The sequence below is a fragment of the Azospirillum endophyticum genome (assembly GCF_016595245.1).
GTDB lineage: Bacteria > Pseudomonadota > Alphaproteobacteria > Azospirillales > Azospirillaceae > Azospirillum > Azospirillum endophyticum.
In genome coordinates, this window is sequence record NZ_JAENHM010000058.1 from 234,080 (window position 1) to 258,754 (window position 24,675).

The 24,675-nt window shown below is 68.6% G+C and carries 22 protein-coding genes and 2 pseudogenes; 10 read left to right on the plus strand and 14 right to left on the minus strand.

Annotation, left to right across the window (positions count from 1 at the left end; genetic code table 11):
- The first annotated feature begins 141 nt into the window (after nt 1-141).
- From JHL17_RS19480 to JHL17_RS19495, 4 genes are all read left to right on the plus strand, one after another.
- Entirely contained in the window at nt 142-1,527 is a 1,386-nt protein-coding gene (locus JHL17_RS19480; protein ID WP_247893664.1) for an aminotransferase-like domain-containing protein, read from the plus strand.
- 156 nt (nt 1,528-1,683) lie between these two features.
- On the plus strand, nt 1,684-2,358 hold the full coding sequence (locus tag JHL17_RS19485; protein WP_200195565.1) for an EboA domain-containing protein: 675 nt from the start codon (nt 1,684-1,686) through the stop codon (nt 2,356-2,358).
- Nucleotides 2,355-3,287: a TatD family hydrolase gene (locus tag JHL17_RS19490; protein WP_200195567.1), complete on the plus strand. Its 933-nt coding sequence runs from the start codon at nt 2,355-2,357 to the stop codon at nt 3,285-3,287. The genes JHL17_RS19485 and JHL17_RS19490 overlap by 4 nt, the downstream gene beginning before the upstream one ends.
- Nucleotides 3,284-4,660 (plus strand): alkaline phosphatase family protein, encoded by a 1,377-nt coding sequence (locus tag JHL17_RS19495; RefSeq protein ID WP_200195569.1) that lies wholly within the window; start codon nt 3,284-3,286, stop codon nt 4,658-4,660. The genes JHL17_RS19490 and JHL17_RS19495 overlap by 4 nt, the downstream gene beginning before the upstream one ends.
- Nucleotides 4,661-4,727: 67 nt before the next feature.
- Here the strand turns inward: JHL17_RS19495 and JHL17_RS19500 are convergent, their stop codons facing one another.
- Genes JHL17_RS19500 through JHL17_RS19510 form a run of 3 tightly spaced genes read right to left on the minus strand, consistent with a single transcriptional unit; the run spans nt 4,728 to nt 8,908 of the window.
- A complete protein-coding gene (locus JHL17_RS19500; RefSeq protein ID WP_200195571.1) occupies nt 4,728-5,882 on the minus strand; it encodes a hypothetical protein in 1,155 nt (384 codons plus the stop codon).
- Between the two features lie 31 nt (nt 5,883-5,913).
- Nucleotides 5,914-7,026, minus strand: coding sequence for a ferritin-like domain-containing protein (locus tag JHL17_RS19505; RefSeq protein ID WP_200195573.1), 1,113 nt, complete (start codon nt 7,024-7,026; stop codon nt 5,914-5,916).
- A gap of 49 nt (nt 7,027-7,075) precedes the next feature.
- Nucleotides 7,076-8,908 carry a hypothetical protein gene (locus tag JHL17_RS19510; protein ID WP_200195575.1) on the minus strand — a complete coding sequence of 611 codons (1,833 nt, stop codon included), beginning with the start codon at nt 8,906-8,908 and terminating at the stop codon, nt 7,076-7,078.
- Nucleotides 8,909-9,241: 333 nt separating this feature from the next.
- On the opposite strand from JHL17_RS19510, the gene JHL17_RS19515 reads away from it, so the two are divergent.
- From JHL17_RS19515 to JHL17_RS19530, 4 genes are all read left to right on the plus strand, one after another.
- Complete coding sequence (locus tag JHL17_RS19515; protein ID WP_200195577.1) at nt 9,242-10,465, plus strand: 3-dehydroquinate synthase; 1,224 nt, start codon at nt 9,242-9,244, stop codon at nt 10,463-10,465.
- Nucleotides 10,466-10,481: 16 nt separating this feature from the next.
- Nucleotides 10,482-11,687 (plus strand): metabolite traffic protein EboE, encoded by a 1,206-nt coding sequence (eboE, locus tag JHL17_RS19520; protein ID WP_200195579.1) that lies wholly within the window; start codon nt 10,482-10,484, stop codon nt 11,685-11,687.
- On the plus strand, nt 11,663-12,562 hold the full coding sequence (locus JHL17_RS19525) for a UbiA family prenyltransferase (protein WP_200195581.1): 900 nt from the start codon (nt 11,663-11,665) through the stop codon (nt 12,560-12,562). Before eboE ends, JHL17_RS19525 begins: the two co-directional genes overlap by 25 nt.
- A 190-nt stretch (nt 12,563-12,752) precedes the next feature.
- Complete coding sequence (locus tag JHL17_RS19530; protein WP_200195583.1) at nt 12,753-13,472, plus strand: hypothetical protein; 720 nt, start codon at nt 12,753-12,755, stop codon at nt 13,470-13,472.
- Nucleotides 13,473-13,512: 40 nt separating this feature from the next.
- Here JHL17_RS19530 and JHL17_RS19535 read toward each other — a convergent pair whose 3' ends face one another.
- Together JHL17_RS19535 and JHL17_RS19540 are read right to left on the minus strand one after the other, a co-directional pair.
- A complete protein-coding gene (locus tag JHL17_RS19535) occupies nt 13,513-14,196 on the minus strand; it encodes a response regulator transcription factor (protein WP_200195585.1) in 684 nt (227 codons plus the stop codon).
- Between the two features lie 179 nt (nt 14,197-14,375).
- On the minus strand, nt 14,376-15,419 hold the full coding sequence (locus JHL17_RS19540) for an OmpA family protein (protein WP_200195586.1): 1,044 nt from the start codon (nt 15,417-15,419) through the stop codon (nt 14,376-14,378).
- Nucleotides 15,420-15,632: 213 nt separating this feature from the next.
- Between JHL17_RS19540 and JHL17_RS19545 the strand changes: the two genes are divergently transcribed.
- Nucleotides 15,633-16,751, plus strand: a complete 1,119-nt coding sequence (locus JHL17_RS19545; RefSeq protein ID WP_200195588.1) for an MBL fold metallo-hydrolase — start codon at nt 15,633-15,635, stop codon at nt 16,749-16,751.
- Between the two features lie 6 nt (nt 16,752-16,757).
- Here JHL17_RS19545 and JHL17_RS19550 read toward each other — a convergent pair whose 3' ends face one another.
- Nucleotides 16,758-16,964, minus strand: a complete 207-nt coding sequence (locus tag JHL17_RS19550; RefSeq protein ID WP_098735275.1) for a hypothetical protein — start codon at nt 16,962-16,964, stop codon at nt 16,758-16,760.
- A gap of 228 nt (nt 16,965-17,192) precedes the next feature.
- Here JHL17_RS19550 and JHL17_RS19555 point away from each other — a divergent pair, with 228 nt between their 5' ends.
- Entirely contained in the window at nt 17,193-17,474 is a 282-nt protein-coding gene (locus tag JHL17_RS19555) for a hypothetical protein (RefSeq protein WP_200195590.1), read from the plus strand.
- 131 nt (nt 17,475-17,605) lie between these two features.
- Here JHL17_RS19555 and JHL17_RS19560 read toward each other — a convergent pair whose 3' ends face one another.
- From JHL17_RS19560 to JHL17_RS19595, 8 genes and pseudogenes are all read right to left on the minus strand, one after another.
- Nucleotides 17,606-18,706, minus strand: coding sequence for a branched-chain amino acid ABC transporter substrate-binding protein (locus tag JHL17_RS19560; RefSeq protein WP_200195592.1), 1,101 nt, complete (start codon nt 18,704-18,706; stop codon nt 17,606-17,608).
- Between the two features lie 169 nt (nt 18,707-18,875).
- Nucleotides 18,876-19,235, minus strand: coding sequence for a DUF6867 family protein (locus JHL17_RS19565; RefSeq protein ID WP_200195594.1), 360 nt, complete (start codon nt 19,233-19,235; stop codon nt 18,876-18,878).
- Nucleotide 19,236: 1 nt separating this feature from the next.
- A complete protein-coding gene (locus JHL17_RS19570; protein ID WP_200195596.1) occupies nt 19,237-19,947 on the minus strand; it encodes an ABC transporter ATP-binding protein in 711 nt (236 codons plus the stop codon).
- Nucleotides 19,948-19,950: 3 nt separating this feature from the next.
- Complete coding sequence (locus JHL17_RS19575; protein ID WP_247893665.1) at nt 19,951-20,838, minus strand: ABC transporter ATP-binding protein; 888 nt, start codon at nt 20,836-20,838, stop codon at nt 19,951-19,953.
- A pseudogene (locus JHL17_RS19580) lies at nt 20,835-21,506 on the minus strand (ABC transporter permease subunit); the annotation flags it as partial. The pseudogene JHL17_RS19580 and the gene JHL17_RS19575, both read right to left, overlap by 4 nt.
- 74 nt (nt 21,507-21,580) lie before the next feature.
- Nucleotides 21,581-22,480, minus strand: a pseudogene (locus tag JHL17_RS19585) (ABC transporter permease subunit); the annotation flags it as partial.
- Nucleotides 22,481-22,485: 5 nt separating this feature from the next.
- Nucleotides 22,486-23,391, minus strand: a complete 906-nt coding sequence (locus JHL17_RS19590) for an ABC transporter permease subunit (RefSeq protein WP_045585061.1) — start codon at nt 23,389-23,391, stop codon at nt 22,486-22,488.
- Nucleotides 23,392-23,806: 415 nt separating this feature from the next.
- On the minus strand, nt 23,807-24,571 hold the full coding sequence (locus JHL17_RS19595; RefSeq protein WP_247893666.1) for a hypothetical protein: 765 nt from the start codon (nt 24,569-24,571) through the stop codon (nt 23,807-23,809).
- Nucleotides 24,572-24,675 lie beyond the last annotated feature (104 nt).

Sequence of the window (24,675 nt, forward strand, 5' to 3'; positions counted from 1 at the left end):
AGGTCGTGCGTAACGGACTTGCGCAGGGACGTTGCACATTGTGCCGGCAACCGAAAGTCATCAACGGTGACAATCGCGCGGAACTTGCCAGTGCGTCGGGACAATGCCACATTTGTCCCCATGACAAATTGGACCCCGAACTTGGAGGGCCGTCCCGGCCCGCTCTATCGCCTCATCGCCGACGCACTGGCCGACGATATTGCAGAGGGAGCGCTGCCGGTCGGCACGCGGCTGCCGACGCACCGCGACCTCGCCTTCCGTCTCGGCGTGACGGTGGGCACGGTGACGCGCGCCTATACCGAGGCGGAGAAGCGTGGCCTGATCGGTGGCGAGGTCGGGCGCGGCACCTTCGTCCAGGGCCAGCGTCCGCCGCCGACGCCCCTGCCGCTCGGCTGGCCGCCGGCCGGCGAGATCTCAGCCGGTCCCGCCATCGTCAACATGACGACGGTCCATCCCGAGCATGCCGTGGCCGTGCAGACCTTCGGCCAGACGCTGAGCGCCATCGCCGCCTCCGGACACGCGGCGAGGCTGATCGGTTACGGTCCGCATGCCGGCCTGCCCGACCATCGCGCCGCCGCCGCCGCCTGGCTGGAACGCCAGCACCGGGTGAAGGCGACGGCCGATTCGGTGCTGCTGACCACCGGCGCCCAGAACGCGCTGGCCGTATCGCTGGCCGCCATCGCCCGTCCCGGCGACGTCATCCTGGCGGAACGGCTGACCAACATCGGCACCAAGGCGCTGGCGGCGACCCAGGGCTACCATCTGGAAGGAGTCGCCATCGACGAACACGGGCTGGTGCCCGACGCCTTCGACAGCGCCTGCCGCCGGCTGGGGCCGAAGGCGGTCTATCTGGTGCCGACCCTGCAGAATCCGACGGCGGTGGTCATGCCCACCGCCCGCCGGCACGAGATCGTCGAGATCGCCCGCCGCTATGGCGTGATGCTGATCGAGGACGACGTGTTCGGCTTCATGGTGCCCGATGCCGTGCCGATTCAGACCATGGCGCCCGACATCACCCTCTATGTGTCCAGCGTGTCGAAAAGCCTCGCCGCCGGGCTGCGGCTGGGCTTCGTCGTCGCCCCGCCGGAACTGCGCACCCGTGTCGAGACCGCCATCCGCGCCCTGCAATATTCCGCCCCCGCCCTGCCGGCGGAGGTGGCGGCGCGCTGGATCCAGGACGGCACCGCCGACCGCATCGTCGCCACCCAGCGGGAGGAGGATCTGGCCCGCCAGCGGCTCGCCCGCTCCATCCTGCCCGCCGAAACCGTCTATGGCCACCCGGCGGCCCAGCATCTGTGGCTGGTCCTGCCCGAGCCATGGCGCCGCGAGGATTTCATCGGCGAGGCCCGCCGCCGCGGGGTGATCGTCACCGGTGCCGACGCCTTCGCCGTCGGCCGCGCCAGTGCGCCCCATGCGGTGCGCATCGGCCTGTGCATGCCGCGCAGCCGCGACGAGGCCGCCCGTGGCCTGCGCGCGCTCGCCGACGCGATCGATGCGCCGGCGGCGGCGATGCTGTCGATCGTCTGAGCATCGCGGGCTTCCGGCGGTCTCCCCTTCGGAGACCTGGGGATCCGGGTGAAACACTTGGCTTGCGCACGGGAATTCCGACTTCCCTCTCCTGGTTTCTCGCGTATATGATTGCAGGACGATGCATTTCATCAACCGAGAGAACGCAGCGCAACGATGGCTTTTCTCCCGGCCCTCATCGCCGCCCGCGACCCCGGCTGCGCCGCGTGGCTTGACGCCGCGCTGGCGTCGCCGCCCTTGCCGGGCACCCCCGCCTTCATGCGCGTCTTCGCCGCCGCCGGCCGCCGGCTCCGCGACGCTCCGCCGCCGGGGGGCGACGAGGTGCCGGCCCTCATGGCGCTCGGCATCGCGACGCCCGCGCTGTGGAGCGGGCCGCGACTGCTGCGCGCCGCCCTGCTCGCCGCCGCCGTCGAGGCCGCGGGCGGGGAGGCGCCGGCCGGGCTGACCTCGGCCTTCCGCACCTCGGACACCGAGGAGAGGGCGACGATCCTCCAGGCGCTGATGCTGCTGCCCGATCCGGCGCGCTTCACGGCGTTGGCCGCGGACGCCTGCCGATCCAGCGTACAGCCGGTGTTCGAGGCGATCGCCGGCGACAACGGCTTCCCGGCGGCCCATCTGGCCGAGCCGGTCTTCAACCAGATGGTGCTGAAGGCGGTGTTCACCGGCATGCCGCTCGCCCGGATCGTCGGACTGGCGGAGCGGACCACCCCCGCCCTGCGCCGCATGGCCGGCGATTTCCGCAGCGAACGCCGCGCCGCCGGTCGCGTGGTGCCGGCCGACCTCGACCTTCTTCTCGACGCCCCTTCCCTCGACGGAATCCCCACGCCATGAAGCTGTTCGATCCGCACATCCACATGACCTCGCGTACCACCGACGATTATGCCGCCATGCGGCGGGCCGGCATCGTCGCGGTGACCGAACCGGCTTTCTGGCTGGGCCAGCCGCGCACCCATGCCGGCAGCTTCGAGGATTACTTCCTGTCGCTGGTCGGCTGGGAGCGCTTCCGCGCCAGCCAGTTCGGCATCCGCCATTACTGCACGCTGGGCCTCAACCCCAAGGAGGCCAACAATCCCGACCTCGTCGATCCGGTGCTGGACCTGGTCGACCTCTATCTGGAAAAGGACGGCGTCGTCGCCGTGGGCGAGATCGGCTATGACGACATGACCCCGGCCGAGGACGACATCCTGTCCCGCCAGGTCGAAATGGCGATGCGCCACGGCCTGCCGATCATGGTCCACACCCCCCACCGCGACAAGAAGGCCGGCACGCGGCGCACCATCGACCTGCTGCGCGAGGCCGGGGTGCCGCCGCACAGGGTGCTGATCGACCACAACAACGAGGAAACGCTGCCGATCACCCTCGACAGCGGCTGCTGGGCCGGCCACACCATCTATCCAGGCAGCAAGATGGACGAGCCGCGGATGGTCGGGCTGGTCCAGGCCTATGGGGCCGAGCGGATCATGGTCAACAGCTCGGCCGACTGGGGGATCAGCGACCCGCTGAAGGTGCCGAAGACGGTGGCGGCGATGGAGGAGGCCGGCATTCCCGCCGCCACCATCGAAACCATCGTCTGGCGCAACCCGATCGCCTTCTACGCCCAAAGCGGCCGCCTCGACCCGGATGAGCTGGAACGGACTCTGCCGGTCGACCAGCGCCTGCTGTTCGAGGGCAACACGGTGCTGCGCGGCCAGAAGCCCATGGTCGAGGCGGCGCTTTCAGAATCGGCGATCCGCGAACCGGCGATGCCCGGCTCGGCATGACGATCACCCACCGGACCCTGGTCCTGAACGTGGTCGGCCTGACCGCCGACCTGCTGCCCCACGCCCCTGCCCTGTCGACGCTCGCCGCACGCGGCGTCCGGCCGCTGGTGCCGCCGCTGCCGGCGGTGACCTGCACCGTCCAGGCCACCATGCTGACCGGACGGACGCCGTCGGGCCATGGCTGCGTCGCCAACGGCTGGTACGACCGCGAGCTGTCGGAGATCCTGTTCTGGAAGCAGAGCAACCGCCTGGTATCCGGCGAAACCCTGTGGGACGAGGCACGCCGGCGCGACCCGTCCTTCACCGGGGCCAAGCTGTTCTGGTGGTACAACATGTATTCCGGAGCGGACGTCAGCGTCACCCCGCGCCCGGTCTATTGCGCCGACGGCCGCAAGCTGCCCGACATTTACAGCCGCCCGGCGGGATTGCGGGACGAGTTGATCCGGCGGCTCGGCCCCTTCCCGCTGTTCCGCTTCTGGGGACCGGCGGCCGACATCGTCTCCAGCCGCTGGATCGCCGACTGCGCGGCGGAGGTGGAACGGCGGATGCGTCCCAGCCTGTCGCTGGTCTATCTGCCCCACCTGGACTACGACCTCCAGCGTTTGGGCCCCGACGACCCGCGCATTCCTGCCCAGGTCGCCGCGGTGGATGCGCTGTGCGCCCCGCTGATCGACCGGGCGGAACGCGAGGGCATGCGGGTGATCGTGCTGTCGGAATACGGCATCACGAAGGTTGCCGGCCCGGTCGCCATCAACCGCGCCCTGCGCCAGGCCGGGTTGATCGCGGTGCGCACCGAACAGGGTCGCGAACTGCTCGACCCCGGCGCTTCGGAGGCCTTCGCCGTGGCCGATCACCAGATCGCCCACATCCATGTCGCCCGTCCCGACCGGGTGGCGGAGGTGCGGGATCTCGTCGCCGGGCTGGACGGGGTGGAGCGGGTGCTGGACCGCGCCGACCAGCACGCCGCCGGCATCGACCATCCGCGTTCCGGCGATCTGGTGGCGGTCAGCCGGGCCGACCGCTGGTTCAGCTATCCCTATTGGCTGGACGACGGCCGCGCCCCCGATTTCGCCCGCACGGTGGAGATCTTCCGCAAGCCCGGCTACGACCCGGCGGAGCTGTTCATCGACCCGGCGATCCGCTGGCCGAAGCTGGCCATCGGCTGGCGGCTGGCCCGCAAGGCGCTTGGCTTCCGCACCCTGATGGACCTGATCCCGCTGGACGGCGGGCTGGTGAAGGGCTCCCACGGCCGCCCCACCGACCGGGCGGAGGCAGGACCGCTGCTGATCTCCTCCGACCCTGCCCTGCTGCCGGACGGGCCGATCCCGGCGGAAGCGGTCAAGGGGCTGATCCTGGCCCACCTGTTCGACTGACCGCGCAGGGCCGGGACGAGGACAGGGGCGGGGGCAGGGGCGATGACGCCCCTACCCTCCCCCCGATTCACTTCACCGGAATGCCGCCCCAGGTTCCCGGAACCGGCGTGACCGTTTCGACCGCCGTGGCGGCCCCGCCCGCCGGCGGGGGCGCGTTGACCACGGCGGTGGCCGGCGGATTCTCGGCCGGACGGTTGAACAGCTCGCAGTTCGGGATCTCGCCGACGCACATCTTGCCGATCAGATCCCAGGTCTTCGCCGGATCCGGACGGACTTGGGCGAAGTTGGCGAAATTCTGGCTGACGATCGGCGCGTCGGGCAGCGCCGCCGCCTGTTTCGGCACGCCGGAGAAATAGAAGGATTGCGGCTTGCGGTAGGGCTCGGCCGAGGCGCCTTCCGACGGCACCGGCTTGCCGGGCTTGGCCGGGGGGACGTTGGGCGGGTAGCGGTAGGGCTCGTCGGTCAGCCCTTCGGTATCCGGTACCGCCTTGGCGTTGAAAGCGTAGCCGAACATGATGCCGCCGTTGGCGGTCTGGTCGGGGCTGACGCCGGTCTGCGCCGGGCCGCCGTTGGTGCCGACCCAGATCGAGTAGCCCTGGATCCGGTAGTCCAGCCGGGCGCTGTCGCCGGTGCTGTAGGGCAGATGCTTGATGAAGTCGCGGCGCGGCGGGTGGTTCAACGGCGAGAAGCTGCAGCAGGGTGGCATCCCTGCCGGCCGGTCCTGCTCGTAGGTCAGGAAGAAGGCGCGGTCGCCGAGCGAGACGAAGGAGCAGGTGAACTGGTTGCTGCCGGGAAAGATCGGCAGGCAGCGCTTTTCGTAATGCTCCATCATCGCGCCTTTGCCCATCGGGCCGGCCATCGTGCTGTCATAGTAGGTCGAGCCGTAGGAGACCTCGTAATCCTCGCCCTCCTTCAAGGCGGCCGGCGGCTTGCCGTCATAGGGCGGCGGGTTCTCCGCATATTTGTTGAAGACCCGGTACATGGTCCAGTTGGTCGACCAGAAGACCGGATACAGCGGGTCGGTCGGCTCGCCGGCGGTGCGCGGGACGACGCAGCCCTTCCAGGGGCAATTGCTGACCCAGGATGGGTTGTGGACGCCGAAGGTGGCATAGATGTTGCCGAAATCGCGTGCCTGGGCGGCGCCGGCCAGGGCGGTCAGCCCCAGGATGGCGGCACCCGCCGCAGCGGCACCGGCCGCGATGGTGCGGAGGAATCCGGTCATGTCGAATGATCCTTGGTGCGTCGAAACAGGGTCAGGGGACATATTGCCAGGTCGGCGCCGCGCACTTGCCCGACCCGTCGTCCAGCGGCGTCTGCATCAGGCTCTTCGCCTGGATCTTCAGATCGAACATCAGGGCGATGGCGTCGTTGATCTTGTCGGGATTGCCGTTGAACGACAGGTGCAGCGCCTTCAGCAGGTTCGAGTAATAGGTGTTGAAGGATTGCGACTGGATCGCCGCCGCCGAACCGGGGGCGTAGTCTTCCTGCCTGGGGTCGTCGGGAATGTCGGCGACGCCGGTCGGGTCGAAGGGGATGGTCTCGTCGGTGAAGACCCAGTCATCCCCCTGCTTGGCGATCTTCCGGCCCTTGTAGATCTCGTAATAGGTGTAATAGTGGGCCATGTCGCCGGTGCCGTCCTCGGTCGGCTCGGTCGGCGTGCCCTCGCCCTCGACGATGATCCGCTCGATGGCGGCCTGCGCGTCGGCGAGGCCGAGGATCGGCTTGATGCCGAACATGCCGTAGACCTGCCCGTCCGGCTTGCCGGAGAAGACGCCGTCGCCCAGGCCGGCCAGCGCCTTGGCGATGTCCTCGTAGAATTCGCCGATGGTGCGGTAGTTGTCCTCGATGTCGGAGGCCGCCCTCAGCAGCCCGGTATCCTTGATGTCGACCGGGTCGGCCGGCTCCTCGATCACCATGAAGCAGCTCTTGATCTGGTCCTTGGAGAAGGGACGCAGATGCACGACGAACTCGGCCTGGCCGGGCTGGGTCCCGATCTCCTTGGGCAGGCCGCCGGGATAGCTGGGCACGAATTTCGGGGCGTCGATGGCCGGATGGCCGCCGACGGCGACCAGGATGTTGGCGGCTTGGCAGAAATGCTCCATCTCCTGCATCGCCACGCCGATGATCATGTCGGCGATGACGCCGTTCTTGGCGTCGTCCAGCGAATAGGCGGCCTGGAGATAGACCGGCAGGGTCGCATGCTCCAGCTCGACCGCGAGCTGGAGGTTGTAGCGGACATCCTCGATCGTGACCGGCCGCTTGGCCCTCACGAACAGGGTGTTGGAGGCGGGCTTGGCGATGTCGGTCGCCTTGGTGCCGGCGACCGGCACCGCGACGGCCTCCGCCTGGCTGGCATCGGTGGTCATGGCATGGGCTCCATCGGGCGGAATCGGGGGCGGAATCGGGGATGGTGCGTCATTTGCGCAGGAAAGGCGGCCTGATCGGCTTGGTGGCCAGCCAGCTCAGCGCCTCCTGCACTTCCGGCGAGACCGCCGTCGGCCGCGGCGGCAGGGGCGCCTTCCCCTCGCCGCGGACCGGGTCGGCCGCCCATTTCAGGACCGCCTCTCGCTTGGCCGGCGACAGGTCGCGCACGACCGGCATGTAGTTCGGATCCTCGACCGGCAGCGACATGGCGGTCTGCAGCGAATAGAGATGCTTGCGGACACTGTCATAGTCGGCCATGTCCAGCACCGGCAGCATCACCGGGTAGAGGTTGGCGTACTGGAACAGGATCGGCTCGATGTCCTGCTCCCAGATCGGCGCTTCGGGCACCGCATAAGGGCTCCACAGCAGGACGCTGATGAAGTCGTAGGCATCGTAGTAGGACAGCGGCGTGGCGTCGGCGAAGGCCGGCCGGACGCCGTAGACCTGGCCGTCGATGTCGTCGGCCTTGCGCGGCTCGCCGGGGTCGCCGCCGGTCAGCACCAGCTCCGCCCTGCCGTTCGCATCGGTGGTCAGCGTGCCGGGAAAGGTCAGCGCGTTCTCCGGCACCCCGACCGCCGGCGAGCCGCCATAGCCCGACAGCCCGGTCGGGTCGAGCGCCACCGCGATCTGCGCCCCCACCAGCGGCTTGCCGAACTTCGTCGCCCACAGCGTGACCGGCGCCTCGTCGCCGGGGCTCATGCGGAAGACGAACTCGTCGGCCTTCACCACCCGGCCGTCGGGGGATTCCTGACCGAGGATCGTCTTCAGGGCGGGCGAATAGACCGCCAGCGGGCTGGAGCCGACGGCGGCGAGCTGGTCGTCGGTCAGCGCGACGTCGACGATGCCGGCCGTGGTCTCGTACCACGCATTGCCCGGCGTCACGTCCGCCAGCTTGACGAAGCTCTGGGCATCGCCGAAATAGCCGACCTGCAGTGGCGCATCGACCATCGCGCCGCGCCATTCCTTGAACGGAATGGAATTGCCGAGGTCGATGCTCAGCCGTTTGGCCGCGTCGTCGACCGCGGCGCTGGCGTAAGAGAAGGGCACCGGGCCGCCGGCATTGCCGTCGCTGATCACCGGCTGGATGCGGCGGCCGAGCGCGAAGAAGCGCGGCTCGTCCTTGCGGGCGACGCCGATGCTGCCGGTCAGCACGCCGGTGGTGAAGTCCGGCGGGTTGGGAAGGTAGCGGATGTTGTCCGGCGGGTTGACGCCGTAGCCGGCGTTGTAGCCGGTGACGTTGAACTTGATCGACAGCAGCCCGTCGGCCGCCGCCTCCTTCAGCACGGTCAGGAAGGCGGAGGCGGAGACGTCGCCCCACGCCAGCTCCCGCAGAACCGACTGGAAGCTGGCGCCGAAATAGGCCGGCGGATGCGGCGGGTGCTCGAAGCTCTTGCCGGGCGACCAGTTGCGCGCCCACAGGTCGGTGAAGGATGCGACGTCGAAATCGCCGCGCAGCAGCTCCACCCCGTCCGTCCCGGTCAGCCGCACCAGCAGGCCCCAGATCGCCGAGACCATCTGCTGGTCGGTATCGAGGTCGACCATCTTGGCCGGCGGGCGATCGTTGGCGTCGGTCACCGCCATGCCGATCACCGGATCACCCGAGACCGGCCGGCCGTCCGCCGTCACCGCCCCGGTGACCCGGCAGTCCGTCAGCCGCCACACCCCGGTCCCGTAGGGATTCCAGTAACCGATCTTCCAGCTGGCGTAATCCTCCGCCGTGTAGCGCTTGTCTTCCTTGTACGCGTAGTCGTGGTTGTTCACCGTCGAGACGTCGGCGATGAATTTGCCCGTAAAGGCCAGCCGAGGCCCGGTCAGATAGGACATGCGGACGCTCCTCCATGCCGGCGCGCAAGAGCGCGGCGTATGAATCAATTCGTTTCAGTCATTACAGGATGAAAACAGAGTATACGTGCTTGTTCGCTGCCGCATTGTTCATGCTGCATACGCAGATATTCAGTCTTCCATTGCCCTACGGCTGCACTCTTACTGCTGCCGCGCAGGCAATAGTCTGTATCAAAGACAATATGATTTGAACAGATTTATTGCGACCGCCAGGATGCACCGCTAGAGTCCATCGTCCCATAAGGCGCATTTCCCGTCAGAATATCGCGGAAATGGAATGGCAACACCATCCACGGCAAGGCGGAGCATATGCAGATGCCCATTCCGACCACGCCCCCGGCGGATGCCGGGAGCAGGCCCGACAGCGGGCAAATCCACCGCCAGCGCTTCACCGTCGCCTTCGACTATGCCGTCGCCTTCACCCGCGACGCCTTCGATCCCGCCAACGGCGCCCTCGCCTCGGTGATGGAAGGCCCCGCGATGGGGGACGGCGCGCCGCGTCCGCGCTGCGTCGCCTTCGTCGACCTGGGCGTGCTGTCGGGCCATCCGGAACTCCCTGCCGCCATCTCCGCCCATTTCGCCGGGCGCGACGATCTGCCGCCCCTGGTGCGCGCGCCCGTCGTCCTGCCGGGGGGCGAGGCGGTGAAGAACGATCCGGCGCTGATCGGGCAGATGCACGACGTCATCCTGGGCGCCGGCATCGACCGCCACTCCTACGTGGTGGCGGTCGGCGGCGGCGCCTTCCTCGACGCGGTCGGGCTCGCCGCCTCCACCGCCCATCGCGGGGTGCGGCTGGTGCGGGTGCCGACCACGGTGCTGGCCCAGAATGATTCGGGCGTCGGGGTGAAGAGCGCGATCAACCGCAACGGCGCCAAGAACCAGATCGGCACCTTCGCCCCACCCTGGGCCGTGGTGAACGACTCGGCCTTCCTCGACACGCTGCCGCCACGCGACCGGCTGGCCGGCATGGCGGAAGCGGTCAAGGTGGCGCTGATCCGCGACGGCGCCTTCTTCGACTGGCTGGAGCGCTCCGCCGACGCGCTCGCCCTGTTCGAGATCCCGGCGGTGGAGCATCTGATCCGCCGCTGCGCCGAGCTGCACATGCGTCAGATCGCCGAAGGCGGCGACCCGTTCGAGCAGGGCAGCGCCCGTCCGCTCGATTTCGGCCACTGGTCGGCCCACAAGCTGGAGACGCTGACCCGCAACCACCTGCGCCACGGCGAGGCGGTGGCGATCGGCGTCGCGCTCGACACCCGCTATTCGGTGCTGGCCGGCCTGCTGCCGGAGGGCGAGGATCTGCGCGTCGCCGTGCTGCTGGAGCATCTGGGATTCCGCCTGTGGCATCCGGCCCTGGCGCGCCGGGGCGAGGACGGCCGGCCGCTGGTGCTGGCCGGGCTGGAAGAGTTCCGCGAGCATCTCGGCGGCCGGCTGACCATCACCCTGCTGGCCGGCATCGGCCACGGCGTGGAGGTGAACGAGATGGACCCGGCATTGGTCGAACGCGCCATCGGCTGGCTCGCCCTGCGGGAGCAGGGCTGATGCGGGAGCGGAACCGATGAGGTTGCCCGGCGGGCGCGGGACGCTCGGCTACTGCCTGAACGTCCATCCGACCCAGACCCTGGCGGAGGTGCGCGCCGCCCTGCTGGGACCGGTGCGGACGATCAAGCGCCGGCTCTGCCCGGACGCTCCCTTCGCCGTCGGCCTGCGCCTGTCGGCGGAGGCGGCAGCCCGGCCGGAGGCGGCGGCACAGCTGGCCGCGCTCTTCCGCGACGAAGGCTTTGCCGCCTACACCATGAACGGCTTCCCCTACGGCCCCTTCCATGGCGTGCCGGTGAAGGAGGCGGTCTACGAACCGGACTGGACCACGCCGGAGCGGCTGGCTTATACGCTGGATCTCGCGGCCATCATGGCGGCCCTGGTGCCGGCTTGGGAGAAGACGGGGGCAGAGGCTAGGGGAGCGGTGGCGACGATCAGCACCGTGCCCGGCGGCTTCGCCCCGCGGACGCGCGGGCGGGAGGCCGCGGTGGCCGACGGGCTGCTGCGCGCCGCCGCCGGGCTGGTCCGGCTGGAGCGGGAGACCGGCCGCCGCGTCGCCCTGGCGCTCGAGCCGGAACCCTTCTGCCTGCTGGAGACCACAGCCGACGCCGTCGCCTTCTTCGGCAGCCACCTGTTCACCCCGGCGGCGGCCCGGCGGCTGGCGGCGCTGACCGGGCTCGGCGCCGGCGAGGCTGCGGATGCCCTGCCCCGCCATCTCGGCCTCTGCCTCGACGCCTGCCACATGGCGGTGATGTTCGAGGAGCCGGAGGCGACCCTCGCCGCGCTGGCCGCGGCCGGCATCCCGATCCACAAGATGCAGGTCAGCGCCGCCCTGCGCATTCCGCGGCTGGACGCCGATGCGCGGCGGCGGGCGGCGGCCTTCCAGGACGGCGTCTATCTGCACCAGACGATGGCGCGCGGCACCGACGGCGCGGTGCTGCCTTCGCTCGACCTGCCGCAGGCGCTGGCGCGCGGCGCGGCCGCGGACGGTGAGGAATGGCGCATCCACGTCCATGTCCCGCTCTTCGCCGATCCGGCGGCGCCGCTGGCTTCCACCGCCGATTCGCTGGAGCGGCTGCTGTTCCTCCATCGCAACCGGCCCTTCACCCCCCATCTGGAGGTGGAGACCTACACCTGGTCGGTCCTGCCGCGGGAGATGGGCGGCATCGACGTCACCGAGGGTATCGAAAAGGAATTGCGATGGGTGCTTCAACGGCTTGGCTGATCCGGCCGCGGGCCGCGCTGGTGCTGGGACGCGTGTCCAACCTGCCGACAATGGTCAGCGACGCGCTGGCCGGGCTCACGCTGACCGGGGTCGGCATGTCGGGCGGGCCGCTGCTGGGGCCGCTGCTGGAAACGTCGGTGGCGCTGGCTCTGTTCTATGTCGGCGGCATGTATCTGAACGATGCCTTCGACGCCGCCGTCGATGCGCGGGAACGACCGGGCCGGCCGATTCCGAGCGGCGACGCCTCCCGCATCGCCGTGTTCGTCGCCGGCTTCGCGCTGCTGGCGCTGGGGGTGGCGCTGGCGGCGCGCAGCGGCCCGGCCGGTGCGATGAACGGCGCGGCGCTGGGGGCGGCGATCCTGCTCTACGACGTGGTCCACAAGCGGACGGCGCTGGCCCCGGCGATCATGGGCGCCTGCCGCTTCTTCGCCTATTCCACCGCAGCCGCGATGGCCGGCGCCCCGGCCGGGCTGGCGCTGGTGCTCGGGGCCGGCGGGCTGTTCGCCCATGTCGTCGGGCTGACCTATGCAGCCAAGCAGGAGGCCTACGACCGGCTGGAGCGCGCCTGGCCGCTGGCGGTGCTCGCCCTGCCGCTGCTCGGCACGCTGGCCGCCACCTTGTGGCTGCGCGGCGGCGACTTGGCCGGGCTCGTGCTGTGGCTGGTCTTGCTGGGCGCGGTGGCGGTGGCGCTATTCCGCCTGTTCCGCCGCTCGCCGGGCGACGTGCCGAAGGCGGTCGGACTGCTGATCGCCGCCATCGCGCTGTACGACGCGGTGCTGGTCGCCGCGGCCGGCGCCACCGGCTGGGCGGTGCTGCTGGCCGCCCTGTGCTTCCCGGCGACGCTCGCCCTGCAACGGGTCGTGCCGGGGACGTAATCAGCCCATCGGCGCGGCCGCAATGGGAAATTCCTGCCGTTCGATGCGGAACGGCAGGGCCAAAGCTGCCGCCCGGCAGCTCTTCCCCACCTGTAAAGCCTTTATTCACCAACGGAACGCTTCTGGCCCGCATCCTGCAAACGTCTCGATCGCGTTCCTTGACGGGAATGCGGAACGAGAGGAGCGCGTCATGGTCGGCCTGTCCAGTTACTCCGATGTCGGCAGCATGGCCCAAAGCCTGCAGCAGTCGATCGATGCCGCGGTCAAGCGCGTGCAGCAGCAGGCGGCGGGCAATGGCGGCGCGACCGGCAAGGTCCAGGAATACGAGCAGAACGTCAACAAGTCGGCGATGAACGCCGCCCCCTTCGCCACCAGCATCGGCACGCTGGTCAAGGACACCAGCCGGCTGAACGTCTTCAGTTCCCTGGCTTCCAACGACCCGGCCGACTTCTACAAGTTCAACGTCACCACCTCCGGCGCCGTGACGCTGGGAACGGTCGGCGACGCCGGCGTCCGGCTGCAGCTGATGGACCGCGGCGGCAAGATCATCGCCGACAGCAACAAGGATGCCGGCGCCAGCTACGACGCCTTCCAGAAGCTGAAATCCGGCCAGATGACGCTGGACAAGGGCGACTACACCCTGCGCGTCGCCCGCGACAAGGACGTCCCGGTCAAGGATGCCAAGAGTTACGGCGTCCAGCTGCGCATGGGAAACTACAGCAAGGACTACGACACCGTCGCCAAGCAGCCGGCCAAGGGCGACAACCCCTTCGGCGGCAACACCAAGCTCCAGGGTCTGGCCTCGATCCTCGGAGCCGGCAGCGCCTCGCTCAACCCGGCCTCGATGCTGCTGGGCGGATCCGGCGGCAGCTATGGCGGCCGCGGATCGCTGCTGAACGCCATTCTGTAGACGCGTCCGCCATAACTCCACCAGTCATGGCGCCGGCCGGTCACACCAGCCGGTCGCGCCCGGTTTCCTTGACCAGCAGGACCGCCTGGGTGCGGCTGCCGACCCCCAGCGCCTTCAGGACGCCGGTGACGTGGGTCTTCACGGTGGACAGGTTGAGCCCCAGCCGCTCGCCGATCTCCTGGTTGGACAGGCCCTGGGCCAGCAGGTCCAGCACCTCCAGCTGGCGGCGGGTCAGCCCGTCGAAGATGCCGGGCGCCCCGCCCCGCGCGGTCGCGCCGGCGGCGGGGGCCGGCGCCCCGGGCATGCCGAGCACCGGCGGCACATAGGACCCACCGGCCATCACCAGCCGCAGGATGTTCACCACCAGCACGTCGTCGGTCGATTTCGGGATGAAGGCACGGACACCGCGCGACAGCACCGCGCGCATCTCGTCCGGCGACTCGATCATCGAGAAGATGGCGACCGGAACCGGCGCCACGCGCTTGACCAGCGCTTCGACATCGTCCAGCCCGCCGAGCCCGGGCATGCGCAAATCCATTATGATGAGGTCGAACGCGGTCCCCTCGTCTCGCACGGCCCCGTCTTGCACAGACGTGTCGAGGATGGCGTTCAACTGGCTGAAGCTGGTGGCGGCCACCACGGTGGCCTGTTCGTCCAGTTCGCCCACCAGATGGGTCAAGCCGCTGCGGACGATGGAATGATCGTCGGCGATCAGAACCTGCATGTAACGTCTCGGACCCAAGATGCCTGCGTACCTTACCGTCATACGCTGACGCAACGGTCCGCGCTACCTCCTTCGCACGCCGGGCCGGAAGGGTCACGGGCCGTCGCCAAGGGAGAGGCACCTGCCCCTCCCCCGGCGACGGCCATCCGGGAGATGCCGGACCGTTCGGCCGATGATCGTCAGGAGATCTTGATCATGATCTGGGCGCGGCGGTTCGACGGCTCGCGCACGTTCGGACCGGTCGGGACCATCAGCTGGTTCTCGCCGACGCCTTCGATCGAGATGATGTTGGCCGGCGTGCCGTGCCTGACCAGCGCTTGGCGCACCGCCTCGGCCCGGCGGAGCGAGAGGCGCTGGTTGTAGGACGGCGCGCCGGAGGTGTCGGTGTGGCCGATCACCTGGATGCGGACGGCGCGGGCCCGGCTGGCGCCGTCCGCGGCATCGGCGATGATCTTGTCGGAATTCGGCGTGATCGCCGACTTGTCCCAGTCGAAGAACACCTGGTACTCGCCCTGCGGCTGGGCGACCATCGGCGGAGCGGCCGGGGCGGGCGCGGCGACCGGCGTGGCGCGCGACGGTCCGCCGAAGGTGTAGCGCAGGCCGGCCAGGATGGTGTGGTTGCGGTACTCGCCCTTCGAGGTGACCGGACCCAGCTCGAACTCCGGATCGACGGTGGCGAAGTAACGGTAGTCCAACGTCAGCGCCACATTGTCGTTGATCGCATAGGACGCACCGACGATGCCTTGATAGGCGAAGACCCAGTCGCGGTCGCTGGCGCCGTTCAGCGACTGCTTCACGCCGGCGATACCGGCGCCGGCGCCGATATAGGGGGTGATCGGCAGGCCGATGTCGATGTCGTACAGCAGGTTGCCCATGAAGGCGATCGAACTCGTCCTGCCGCCCAGACCGTTCGAGCCGGGGGTGGCGCTGCTGGTGCTGTCGATGCTGTTGCGCCAACGCCAGGCGGCCTCCAGCTCGGCGCGCAGGCCCATGGCGGTGGCGTAGCCGACCGACAAGTCGCCGATGCCGCCGATCTTGAACTCTTCCTTCAAGCCCAGGCCCGGGGCCGGATAGCTGCTGAGGTCGGCATCCTCGGTCCAGTTCACGCCGGCCCCCGCGCCGACGTAGAAGCCTTCCGTACCGGCGAAGGCGACGGCCGGAGCGGCCAGTGAAGGAATGGCGACGGCCAGTGCCGTGCCCAGCAAAATCCCACGCATCGTCATGTTCTTGTTCCCATGGTTGACGGCGTTGGCGGATCGGGACATCCCGGCCTGCGGCGGTTTGCGCGCCAGAACGGGCTCCAGCCCCGACAATGGAATCCGCCGCCACGGCTTCCAATCCCGGGCGCGCAAGCCCATGTATCCTGTTGCAGTTTTGCCTCAGGGACGCCGAAGGCATTTTCTCACACGATAACAATGAGTTGGACACACACCCCGATGCCTTCTACCCCGGACGACTCGGTTGATTACCCCTTCTGCACCACACCGGAGCCCGGCAGCTGGCAGGAGGTGGCTCCCGGCGTGCTGTGGATCAGGCTGTCCCTTCCCTTCCAGCTCGACCATATCAATGTCTGGGCGCTGGACGGCGGAGCGGCCGGCTGGACGCTGGTCGACTGCGGGCTGGGCGATCCGCGCAGCCTCACGGTCTGGGAAGCGTTGCTGCGCGATGCGCTGGGCGGACGGCCGGTGGAACGGGTGGTGGTCACCCATTTCCACCCCGACCATATCGGCGCCGCCGCCTGGCTGGTGGAGCGGACCGGGGCCGATTTCGCCACCTCTCTGACCGAATGGCTGGTCGCCCGCACTTTAACGGCCGGCGGCGGCGACGCCACCGAGGCGGTCGCCGAGCGCTTCTATCGCCGCTGCGGGCTCGAACCGGATGCGTTGGCCGCGCTGCTCGCCCGCAAGGGAGCCTACAGCCGCGCCGTACCCGGCGTGCCGGCGACGCTGACCCGCCTGCGGGCAGGCGACCGGCTGCCGGTGGGCGACCGCCACTGGACGGTGATCGGCGGCAGCGGCCACACGGTGGAACCGGTCAGCCTCCACCGTCCGGCCGATGAGAATGGTCCGGACCTGCTGATTTCCGGCGACCAGATCCTGCCACGGATCAGCCCGAACATCAGCGTCTGGCCGACGGAGCCGGCTGCCGATCCGCTCGCCGACTATCTCGACAGTCTGGAAGGCTGGGCCCTCCTGCCGGCGGACACGCTGGTTCTGCCCTCCCACGGCCGGCCCTTCCGCGGCCTGCACCCCCGCGCCCGGGATTTGGCTTTCCACCATGCGGAGCGGCTGGCGGAAATCGAAGCCCTGTGTGCGGAACCCCGGACCGCGGCGGCGGTGACGCGGGCATTGTTCCCGCGCCCGCTCGATCCGCAACAGCTGCTCTTCGCCGTGGGAGAGGCGGTGGCGCACCTCAACCACCTCATCCGCAAGGGACGGCTGGAACGGATCCCCAGCCGAGTTCCCGGAATGCCGGCCGGGGAGCCGGCAAGGGGGCCGGCAAGGGAACCGGTCGTCGACCTGTACCGCCGGACCGGCGCCCCGGCGTCGGCCTGACCAAGCTCACTCGGTGACGATCTCGAACTCATGGGGATCGAGCAGGGTCGTCACCGACAAGGTCTTCAACGTCTTCGGATCGTCGGTGCGCTTCATCTGGGCATGCTGGGTGCCCATGCCGTCCTTGCGGATGGCGATTACTTCCCAATAGCCGCCGCTGGGGGACAGCTTGCGATAAATCTGTCCCTCAACCACCTCGCGCTTCCTGCGCATTTTCGTTCTCCAAAACCCATCCCGTACCGGCGGCCGTCACGGCCGCCGCGAAGGGCGCCATTGAAGCACAAAACACCCCTGCCGTGGCGAGTGTCCGTTCGGTGACCCTTTACCGATGCTGCATTCGCTATGCTGCGACGCGGCACGACGGGGGCACCCCCGATGACCCTTTGCCGCACTGCGGTTTCAAGCTGGAACAATGGCCCTCGCTGTGGGTTCATAGAGGTCATGAACACCGATCTCGACGTGCTTGTCTTCGCGACCCGCCTGGTTGATGAACTGGGCGAGACCGCGATTCGAATGAGCCGTGTTCGTCTTGTCGAACTCACGGCCGCCAATCACACCCGCGCCGCCGCCTTCTGGCGGGATGTGATGCGCACCTCCGAACGGTTGCTGAGCGAACGGTCCGGCCGGCGTCTGCCGGCCGGGCTCTCCGCCTCGACGATTGCCGCAGCGCAACCGACCGGAACTCTGCACAAGGTCGCGCATGTTCCCCGACCTATTCCCTGACCCGGTTTCCGGCAAGCCAATAGCGGCACCGCCGGAAACCGGGCCAGCCCGCGAACGGATTTTCAAACCCCATTGAAAAAGGGCCGGCACAGCGTGCCGGCCCCCTTTCGCGGAGCGCAGATGCGTTTCGCTTACTTCACTTCGGCATACTGGCCGTTGTGCCACTTGTACCAGACATAGGCCGGGCTGGTGACGTCGCCCTTGGCGTCGAAACCGATCTTGCCGATGACGGTCTCGTAGCTGCCCTTGCGCATCACATCGGCGACCTTGGCCGCGTCGGTCGAGTTCGCCTGCTTCACCGCGTTGGCCCAGATCTGGAGCGCGGCATAGGTGTACAGGGTGTAGCCTTCCGGCTCGTATCCGGCCTTGCGGAACTTCTCGACGACCGCCTTGGCGTCCGGCTTCTCGCGCGGATCCGGGCCGAAGGTCATCATGGTGTCCTCGCCGGCGTCGCCGGTGATGGCCCAGTACTCGTTGGTCACCAGCGCGTCGCCCGACACGATCGGGGCCTTCATGCCCTGGTCCTTCATCTGGCGGGCGAGCAGGCCGGCCTCGGTGTGGTAGCCGCCGACATAGACGACGTCGACGTTCGCCTGCTTCAGCTTCGACACCAGGGCGGAATAGTCCTTCTCACCGGCCGTGTAGGCTTCGTAGATGGCTTCCTTCTGGCCGCCGCCGTTCAGCGCCTTCTGCGTCTCGTCGGCCAGGCCCTTACCGTAGGCCGACTTGTCGTGCAGGATGGCGATGTTCTTGCCCTTGTACTTCTCCAGCAGGTACTTGCCGGCGATCAGGCCCTGCTGGTCGTCACGGCCGCAGACGCGGAAGACGTTCTTCAGGCCCTGCTCGGTCAGCTTCGGGTTGGTCGAAGCCGGGGAGATCTGCAGCATGCCTTCCTCGGCATAGACCTGGCTGGCCGGGATCGACGAGCCCGAGCAGAAGTGGCCGGCCACGAACTTCACACCGGCCTTGGCCAGCTGGTTGGCCACGGCGACGGCCTGCTTGGGATCGCAGGCGTCGTCGCCGACTTCCAGCTTCAGCTTCTGGCCCAGGACACCGCCGGCGGCGTTGATGTCCGCGACGGCCTGTTCCATGCCCTTCTTCATCTGCTCGCCGAAGGTGGCGTACTGGCCGGTGATCGGACCGGCGGTGGCCACCGAGATGTCGGCCTTGGCGGCCGTGGCGGAGAGCGCGGTCGCCGCGATGGCGGCGAGAAGGGACAGCTTGAATTTCATGGGTGTGCTTCCCTGTTCTGTGAGTGGTCCCTGTTGCAACATACCCCCGGCCCTTGCGGGCCTTGCCGCCGGGTCCCCTCCGGCGGTTTCCAGATTACCATACCCCAAGTGGCGCAGTGTGCGACAGTTTCGCGGGCACCAATCAGCTGTACGGCCTATTCCTGTTGTCTTATTCGCCGACTCCGGCTCCGCTGCGGTCGCGCCAGGCGAAGGGGCCGGCGCGCTCGTAGAGCCACGGGTACTGGTTGACCATGCGGCGGGCGATGGCGATGCGGTGGGCGGTGAAGGTGATCAGCCCGATCACCAGGGTGTGGACGATGAAGCCCCACACCGACAGCAGCTGCTCGCCGAACAGGCCCCAGGCCAGGAAGCGGTCGCCCGCCCCCAGCAGCAGCGAGTAGGCCGCCACGCTGGACACCGGCTTCCAGCCCTCCGCCAGCGTCTGCCCGGTCAGCACGCCGCAGCCGCCGAACACCAGCACCGTCAGGAACACGAACACCGGAAGCGAAGACCCCAGGATCGTCTCCATCTCAGTGTCCCCCTTCCAAGTACGCAGACCGCACCTCCGGGTCGGCCAGCAGCTGCGCCCCCGTCCCCGTCATCGTGATCTTCCCCGTCACCATCACATACGCCCGGTGCGCCAGCTTCAGCGCGTGGAAGGCGTTCTGCTCGACCATGAACACCGTCATCTTCTGCTCCCGGTTGATCTCCCGGATCACCTGGAAGATCTGCTTCACGATCAGCGGCGCCAGGCCCAGCGACGGCTCGTCCAGCAGCAGCAGGCGCGGCTGGCTCATCAGCGCCCGGCCGATCGCCAGCATCTGCTGCTCGCCGCCCGACATCGTCCCGGCGCGCTGGTTGATGCGCTCCTTCAGACGCGGGAACAGCGTCAGCACCCGCTCAAGCTCGCGCTCGAAGCTGCCGGGCTGGGCGACGATCGAGCCCATCTGCAAATTCTCCAGCACCGTCATCCGCGGGAAGATGCGACGGCCTTCCGGGCTTTGCGCGATGCCGCGCCGCACGATCTCGTGGGTGGGGAGGTCGGTGATGTCCTCGCCCTCGAAGAACACCCGGCCCTGGCGCGCCCGCGGGCTGCCGCAGATCGTCATCAGCAGCGTCGACTTGCCCGCCCCGTTGGCGCCGATCAGCGACACGATCTCGCCGGCGCCGATCTCGATGTCGATCCCCTTCAGCGCCTCGATGGCGCCGTAGAAGGTGTGGACGCCCGATACCTTCAGCATGGCTCAGGCTCCCTTCTGGGCGAGGTTGAGGTCGGCGGCGACCTCCGGCGGCAAGGCTTCGTCCTCGTCCTCGCCGAGATAGGCGCGGATCACCGCCGGGTCGTTCTTCACATGCTGCGGATCGCCGTCGGAGATCTTCCGGCCATAGTCCAGCACCACCACATGGTCGGAAATGCGCATCACCACGCTCATGTCATGCTCGATCAGCAGCACCCCGGTGCGGTGGCCCTGCGGCGTCTGCACGTCGCGGATGAAGGTCAGGATCTCGGCCAGCTCCCCCGACTCGCGCGGGTTCAGCCCGGCCGCCGGCTCGTCCAGGCACAGCAGCACCGGCTCGGTGCACATGGCGCGGGCGATCTCCAGCCGGCGCTGGGCGCCATAGGGCAGATTGCCGGCCCCCCAGTCGGCGAACTCGGTCAGCCGCACCCGGTCCAGCCAGTATTTCGCCAGCTCCACCGCCTCATGCTCGGCCTTGCGGAAGCCGGGCAGGCCGAGCAAGCCGGCGATGGCGAAGCCCGACGCCCGCATCAGCTTGTTGTGCTGGGCGACGATCAGGTTCTCCAGCACGCTCATGCCGCCGAACAGCCGGATGTTCTGGAAGGTGCGCGCCACGCCGGCCAGCTGGGCGATGCGGTAGCCCGGCATCCGCTCCAGCAGGAACTCCTTGCCCTCCGGGTGGCGCAGCGTCAGCCGCCCCACGGTGGGCGTGTAGAAGCCGGTGACGCAGTTGAACAGCGTCGTCTTGCCGGCGCCGTTCGGGCCGATCAGCGCGGTGATCTCGCCCGCCCGCGCCTCGAAGGACACGTCGTTGTTCGCCACCAGACCGCCGAAGCGCATGGTCAGGTGTTCGACGCTCAGCAAAGGCTTGTCGGTATTCATCGCGGCGCTCATTTCGCGGCTCCCGCGGCGGGCTTCTTGCCGCCATGCAGGAGGATGGTCGGGTCGCGGTGGGCCAGCAGGCCGCGTGGACGCCACAGCATGATCACCACCATGCCGGCGCCGAACGCCAGCATGCGGTAGTCGGCCAGCTCGCGGAACGCCTCGGGCAGGCCGATCACCAGCAGGGTGGCGACCACCACGCCGATCTGGCTGCCCATGCCGCCCAGCACCACGATGGCCAGGATGATCGCCGACTCGATGAAGGTGAAGCTCTCCGGGCTGATGAAGCCCTGGCGCGTGGCGAAGAAGGACCCGGCGAAGCCGCCGAACATCGCGGCGATCGCGAAGGCCGCCAGCTTCATGTTGGTGCGGTTGATGCCCAAGGACGCGCAGGCGATGTCGTCCTCGCGCAGCGCCTCCCAGGCCCGGCCCAGCGGCAGCTTGCGCACCCTGAGCGTGAACAGGTTCACCACCAGCGCCAGGGCCAGGATGAGGTAGTAGAGGAAGATGATGCGGTGGAGCGGCGAGAATTCCAGCCCGAACATCTCGTGGAAGGCGGCCATGCCGTCGGCCGGGCTGCGGGAGAAGTCGGCGATGCCGAAGAAGCTCGGCCGCGGGATGCCGGAGATGCCATTCGGGCCGCCGGTGAACTGGTACCAGTTGACCAGGATGATGCGGNGAGCGGCGAGAATTCCAGCCCGAACATCTCGTGGAAGGCCGGCATGCCGTCGGCCGGGCTGCGGGAGAAGTCGGCGATGCCGAAGAAGCTCGGCCGCGGGATGCCGGAGATGCCATTCGGGCCGCCGGTGAACTGGTACCAGTTGACCAGGATGATGCGGATGATCTCGCCGAAGCCGAGCGTCACGATGGCGAAATAGTCGCCGCGCAGCCGCAGCACCGGGAAGCCCAGCAGCACGCCCGAGCAGGCGGCAAGCAGCCCCGCCAGCGGCAGGCAGAGCCAGAAGCTCAGCCCGAAGTAATGGGCGAGCAGGGCGTAGCTGTAGGCGCCGACGGCGTAGAAGGCGACATAGCCGAGGTCGAGCAGGCCGGCGAGGCCGACGACGATGTTCAGCCCCCAGCCCAGCATGATGTAGGTCAGCAGCAGGATGCCGATGTCCAGCAGCATGCGGTCGGCCAGCGGGGTCAGCGGCAGGATGGCGGCGAAGACCACGGCGACCGGGCCGATGTAGCGGCTGGCGTGCTGCACCTTGGCGGCGACGCGGTCCATCCGCTTGTCGCGGTCGGCCTGGCTGAGCTTGGAGCGGCCGGTGGCGACCGTCATGGCGGCGCGCAGCGCGATGACGCCGCCGCCCAGCACCAGCACCAGGCGCAGCACCTGGGTCGGCATCGGCAGCACCAGCCCGACGCCGGCGCAGACCAGCGCGACGACCAGCACTGGCAGGGCCAGGCCCTGGCGGATCAGCCCGAGGCCGAGGCGGCCGAGGAAGACGAGGACGAGGGAGGCGATGACCTCCTCCGGCCGGGCCTCGATGCCGAGCCCGGTGGGGCGGTCGACGGTGCGCAGGCCCACCAGCGGCACGGTCAGCAGCAAGGCGACGAAGGCGGCGAGGCCGGCGTCCTTGATGGTGGCGGCCCAATCGACGCCGCGCGTCTTGGCGCTCCCGGCAGAGAGGGTGTTGGAGTGGCTGGTCATGGCGCTTACACCTTCTCGATCTCGGGCCGGCCGAGCAGGCCGGTGGGCCGGAAGATCAGGACGAGGACGAGGATGGAGAAGGTGGCGACATCCTTCCATTCGGAGCCGACATAGCCCGACCAGAAGGCCTCGATCAGGCCGATGACCACGCCGCCGAGCATGGCGCCGGGCAGCGAGCCGACGCCGCCGAGCACGGCGGCGGTGAAGCTCTTCACCCCGGCGAGGAAGCCGATGTAGAAGTCGATGACGCCGTAGATCAGCAGCACCATCATGCCGGCGACGGCGGCGAGTGCTGCGCCCATGACGAAGGTCAGCGAGATGACGCGGTCGACGTTGACGCCGAGCAGGCCCGCCATCTTCTTGTCCTGCTCGCAGGCGCGTTGGGCGCGGCCGAGCGAGGTGCGGTTGATCAGGATGGTGAAGCCGACCATCAGGACGAGCGTGATGACGATGGTGGCGAGGCGCACGTAGCTGACGGAGACGGCGCCGTCCATCAGGGTGAGGTTGCCGGGGAGGATGGGCTGCAGCGGCTTGGAGCGGGCGCCCTGGAGGATCTGGATGTAATTCTGCAGGAAGATCGACATGCCGATGGCGGAGATCAGCGGCGCCAGGCGGGGGGAGGAGCGCAGCGGCCGGTAGGCGATGCGTTCCACCGTCCAGCCATAGACGCTGGTGAACAGCATGGAGGCGACCAGCATGATCAGCAGAGCCAGCGGCACCCAGGTGATGCCGAGCGCGCCGATGGCCAGGAAGGTGATCAGCGCGACGAAGGCGCCGATCATGTAGATCTCGCCATGGGCGAAGTTGATCATGCCGATGATGCCGTACACCATCGTGTAGCCGATCGCGATCAGGCCGTAGATCGCACCGAGCGACAAGCCGTTGATCAATTGCTGAAGAAAATAGTCCATGTCCTCATCCCACCTTCAGCACGGCGCAAAGGCAGGGTGCGGCGGCACGGGCACACTCGGCACACCGGTCTCGCAACAGCAGCCCCCCTGTCTGGTGCACTCTGTCTGGTGCAGCCCGTCCATTCACCAAACGGAATGCCGTATCATCGGGATTTCCGTCTATTGGCCTGACGGACCATGATTTTTCCTGTTCGAAGGAGGCTCCCGCGATCCGGCCGGGCCGTCGTGCAAGCGCCTCTCCTGACCTTTTCGGTAGTACCAGCCTGACGGATTTTTGCAAGACAGATTTGTGTTGTCCGCATGCGTGATCGGCCGGGACAACCCAAGGCGACCAAACCGGGGCGCGAAAAACGAAACGCCCCGCCGGGGTTGCCGGCGGGGCGTTTCGTTGGGTGGACGCTGGAGAGCGGAAGCGTCAGCGGACGGCGACGGACTGCTTGGCCGGGACGGCGGCGACCTTCTGCTTCGGCTTGGCCGGAGCCTTGGCCGGCTTCGCCTTGGCGGTCGTGGCCTTCGGCGTAGCGGCCGGAGCGGCCGACGCGACGGCGATAACGGGGTCCGGATTGCTGACCACCTTGACGTCGCAGAGCGGACGGCTGGCCAGATGCATCAGGCCGGCGCCCTTCTCGTCGCTCGTCAGGGTCCGCAGGTCGTCGGCCGTCAGGTCCTTGGCGGCGGCCGAGCGGTCGACGAAGTTGGCGCAATATTGCGGGATGCCGATGGTGGCGGCGCGGCGGCTGATCTCGTTCGCCAGTTCGGTCCGGAACATGTCGAACTGGCGCGTGGCGTTGCCGCCGGCGCCCGACCGCTTGTAGAAGGCGATCAGCGACGCTTCCGAGCTGGACAGCAGGGTGCGGTTCTTGACCGAGAAGTCCTGGTAGAGGTCGAAGGGCTTCTTGTCCGGCATCACCGTGCGGCAGGTCAGGCCGACCACCATCATCTCGGTGTGCATGCGCATCAACTGCTCGGCCGCATGCTCAGCATGGTTGTAGCAGGCGGGCGTGGCCGGGCCGCTCGACTTGGCCGGGCGGGCCTTCGCGGCGGCCGTCTTCGCCGGCGGCTTCGCAGCCTCCTTGGCGGCGGCGCTGGCGGGCACCGGCAGGGCGAACAGCGCGCCGAGGACGGCGGCGCCGGTCAGGGCTTTCAGGGAAAGGCGGAGGGCGGCGCGCTGGCGACTCATCAGGGGCTCCGGTGGCGCGGTACGACAGGACGGGTTCGGGCGGGGATCGGCGTCGCCCGACAGTCGGCGACCTTCTACCCGAACGCCGTGACGGGTCAATGGGA

Coding starts and splice junctions, on each gene's coding strand:
- JHL17_RS19505 (WP_200195573.1), bottom strand. CDS start 7,026: ATGACCACCGATGCCAGCCAGGCGGAGGCCGTCGCGGTGCCGGTCGCC.
- JHL17_RS19565 (WP_200195594.1), bottom strand. CDS start 19,235: ATGGAGACGATCCTGGGGTCTTCGCTTCCGGTGTTCGTGTTCCTGACG.
- JHL17_RS19530 (WP_200195583.1), top strand. CDS start 12,753: ATGGTCGGCCTGTCCAGTTACTCCGATGTCGGCAGCATGGCCCAAAGC.
- JHL17_RS19495 (WP_200195569.1), top strand. CDS start 3,284: ATGACGATCACCCACCGGACCCTGGTCCTGAACGTGGTCGGCCTGACC.
- JHL17_RS19485 (WP_200195565.1), top strand. CDS start 1,684: ATGGCTTTTCTCCCGGCCCTCATCGCCGCCCGCGACCCCGGCTGCGCC.
- JHL17_RS19545 (WP_200195588.1), top strand. CDS start 15,633: ATGCCTTCTACCCCGGACGACTCGGTTGATTACCCCTTCTGCACCACA.
- JHL17_RS19555 (WP_200195590.1), top strand. CDS start 17,193: ATGAACACCGATCTCGACGTGCTTGTCTTCGCGACCCGCCTGGTTGAT.
- JHL17_RS19540 (WP_200195586.1), bottom strand. CDS start 15,419: ATGACGATGCGTGGGATTTTGCTGGGCACGGCACTGGCCGTCGCCATT.
- JHL17_RS19510 (WP_200195575.1), bottom strand. CDS start 8,908: ATGTCCTATCTGACCGGGCCTCGGCTGGCCTTTACGGGCAAATTCATC.
- JHL17_RS19550 (WP_098735275.1), bottom strand. CDS start 16,964: ATGCGCAGGAAGCGCGAGGTGGTTGAGGGACAGATTTATCGCAAGCTG.
- JHL17_RS19525 (WP_200195581.1), top strand. CDS start 11,663: ATGGGTGCTTCAACGGCTTGGCTGATCCGGCCGCGGGCCGCGCTGGTG.
- JHL17_RS19570 (WP_200195596.1), bottom strand. CDS start 19,947: ATGCTGAAGGTATCGGGCGTCCACACCTTCTACGGCGCCATCGAGGCG.
- JHL17_RS19515 (WP_200195577.1), top strand. CDS start 9,242: ATGCCCATTCCGACCACGCCCCCGGCGGATGCCGGGAGCAGGCCCGAC.
- JHL17_RS19590 (WP_045585061.1), bottom strand. CDS start 23,391: ATGGACTATTTTCTTCAGCAATTGATCAACGGCTTGTCGCTCGGTGCG.
- JHL17_RS19595 (WP_247893666.1), bottom strand. CDS start 24,571: ATGAGTCGCCAGCGCGCCGCCCTCCGCCTTTCCCTGAAAGCCCTGACC.
- JHL17_RS19575 (WP_247893665.1), bottom strand. CDS start 20,838: ATGAGCGCCGCGATGAATACCGACAAGCCTTTGCTGAGCGTCGAACAC.
- JHL17_RS19535 (WP_200195585.1), bottom strand. CDS start 14,196: ATGCAGGTTCTGATCGCCGACGATCATTCCATCGTCCGCAGCGGCTTG.
- JHL17_RS19560 (WP_200195592.1), bottom strand. CDS start 18,706: ATGAAATTCAAGCTGTCCCTTCTCGCCGCCATCGCGGCGACCGCGCTC.
- JHL17_RS19500 (WP_200195571.1), bottom strand. CDS start 5,882: ATGACCGGATTCCTCCGCACCATCGCGGCCGGTGCCGCTGCGGCGGGT.
- eboE (WP_200195579.1), top strand. CDS start 10,482: ATGAGGTTGCCCGGCGGGCGCGGGACGCTCGGCTACTGCCTGAACGTC.
- JHL17_RS19490 (WP_200195567.1), top strand. CDS start 2,355: ATGAAGCTGTTCGATCCGCACATCCACATGACCTCGCGTACCACCGAC.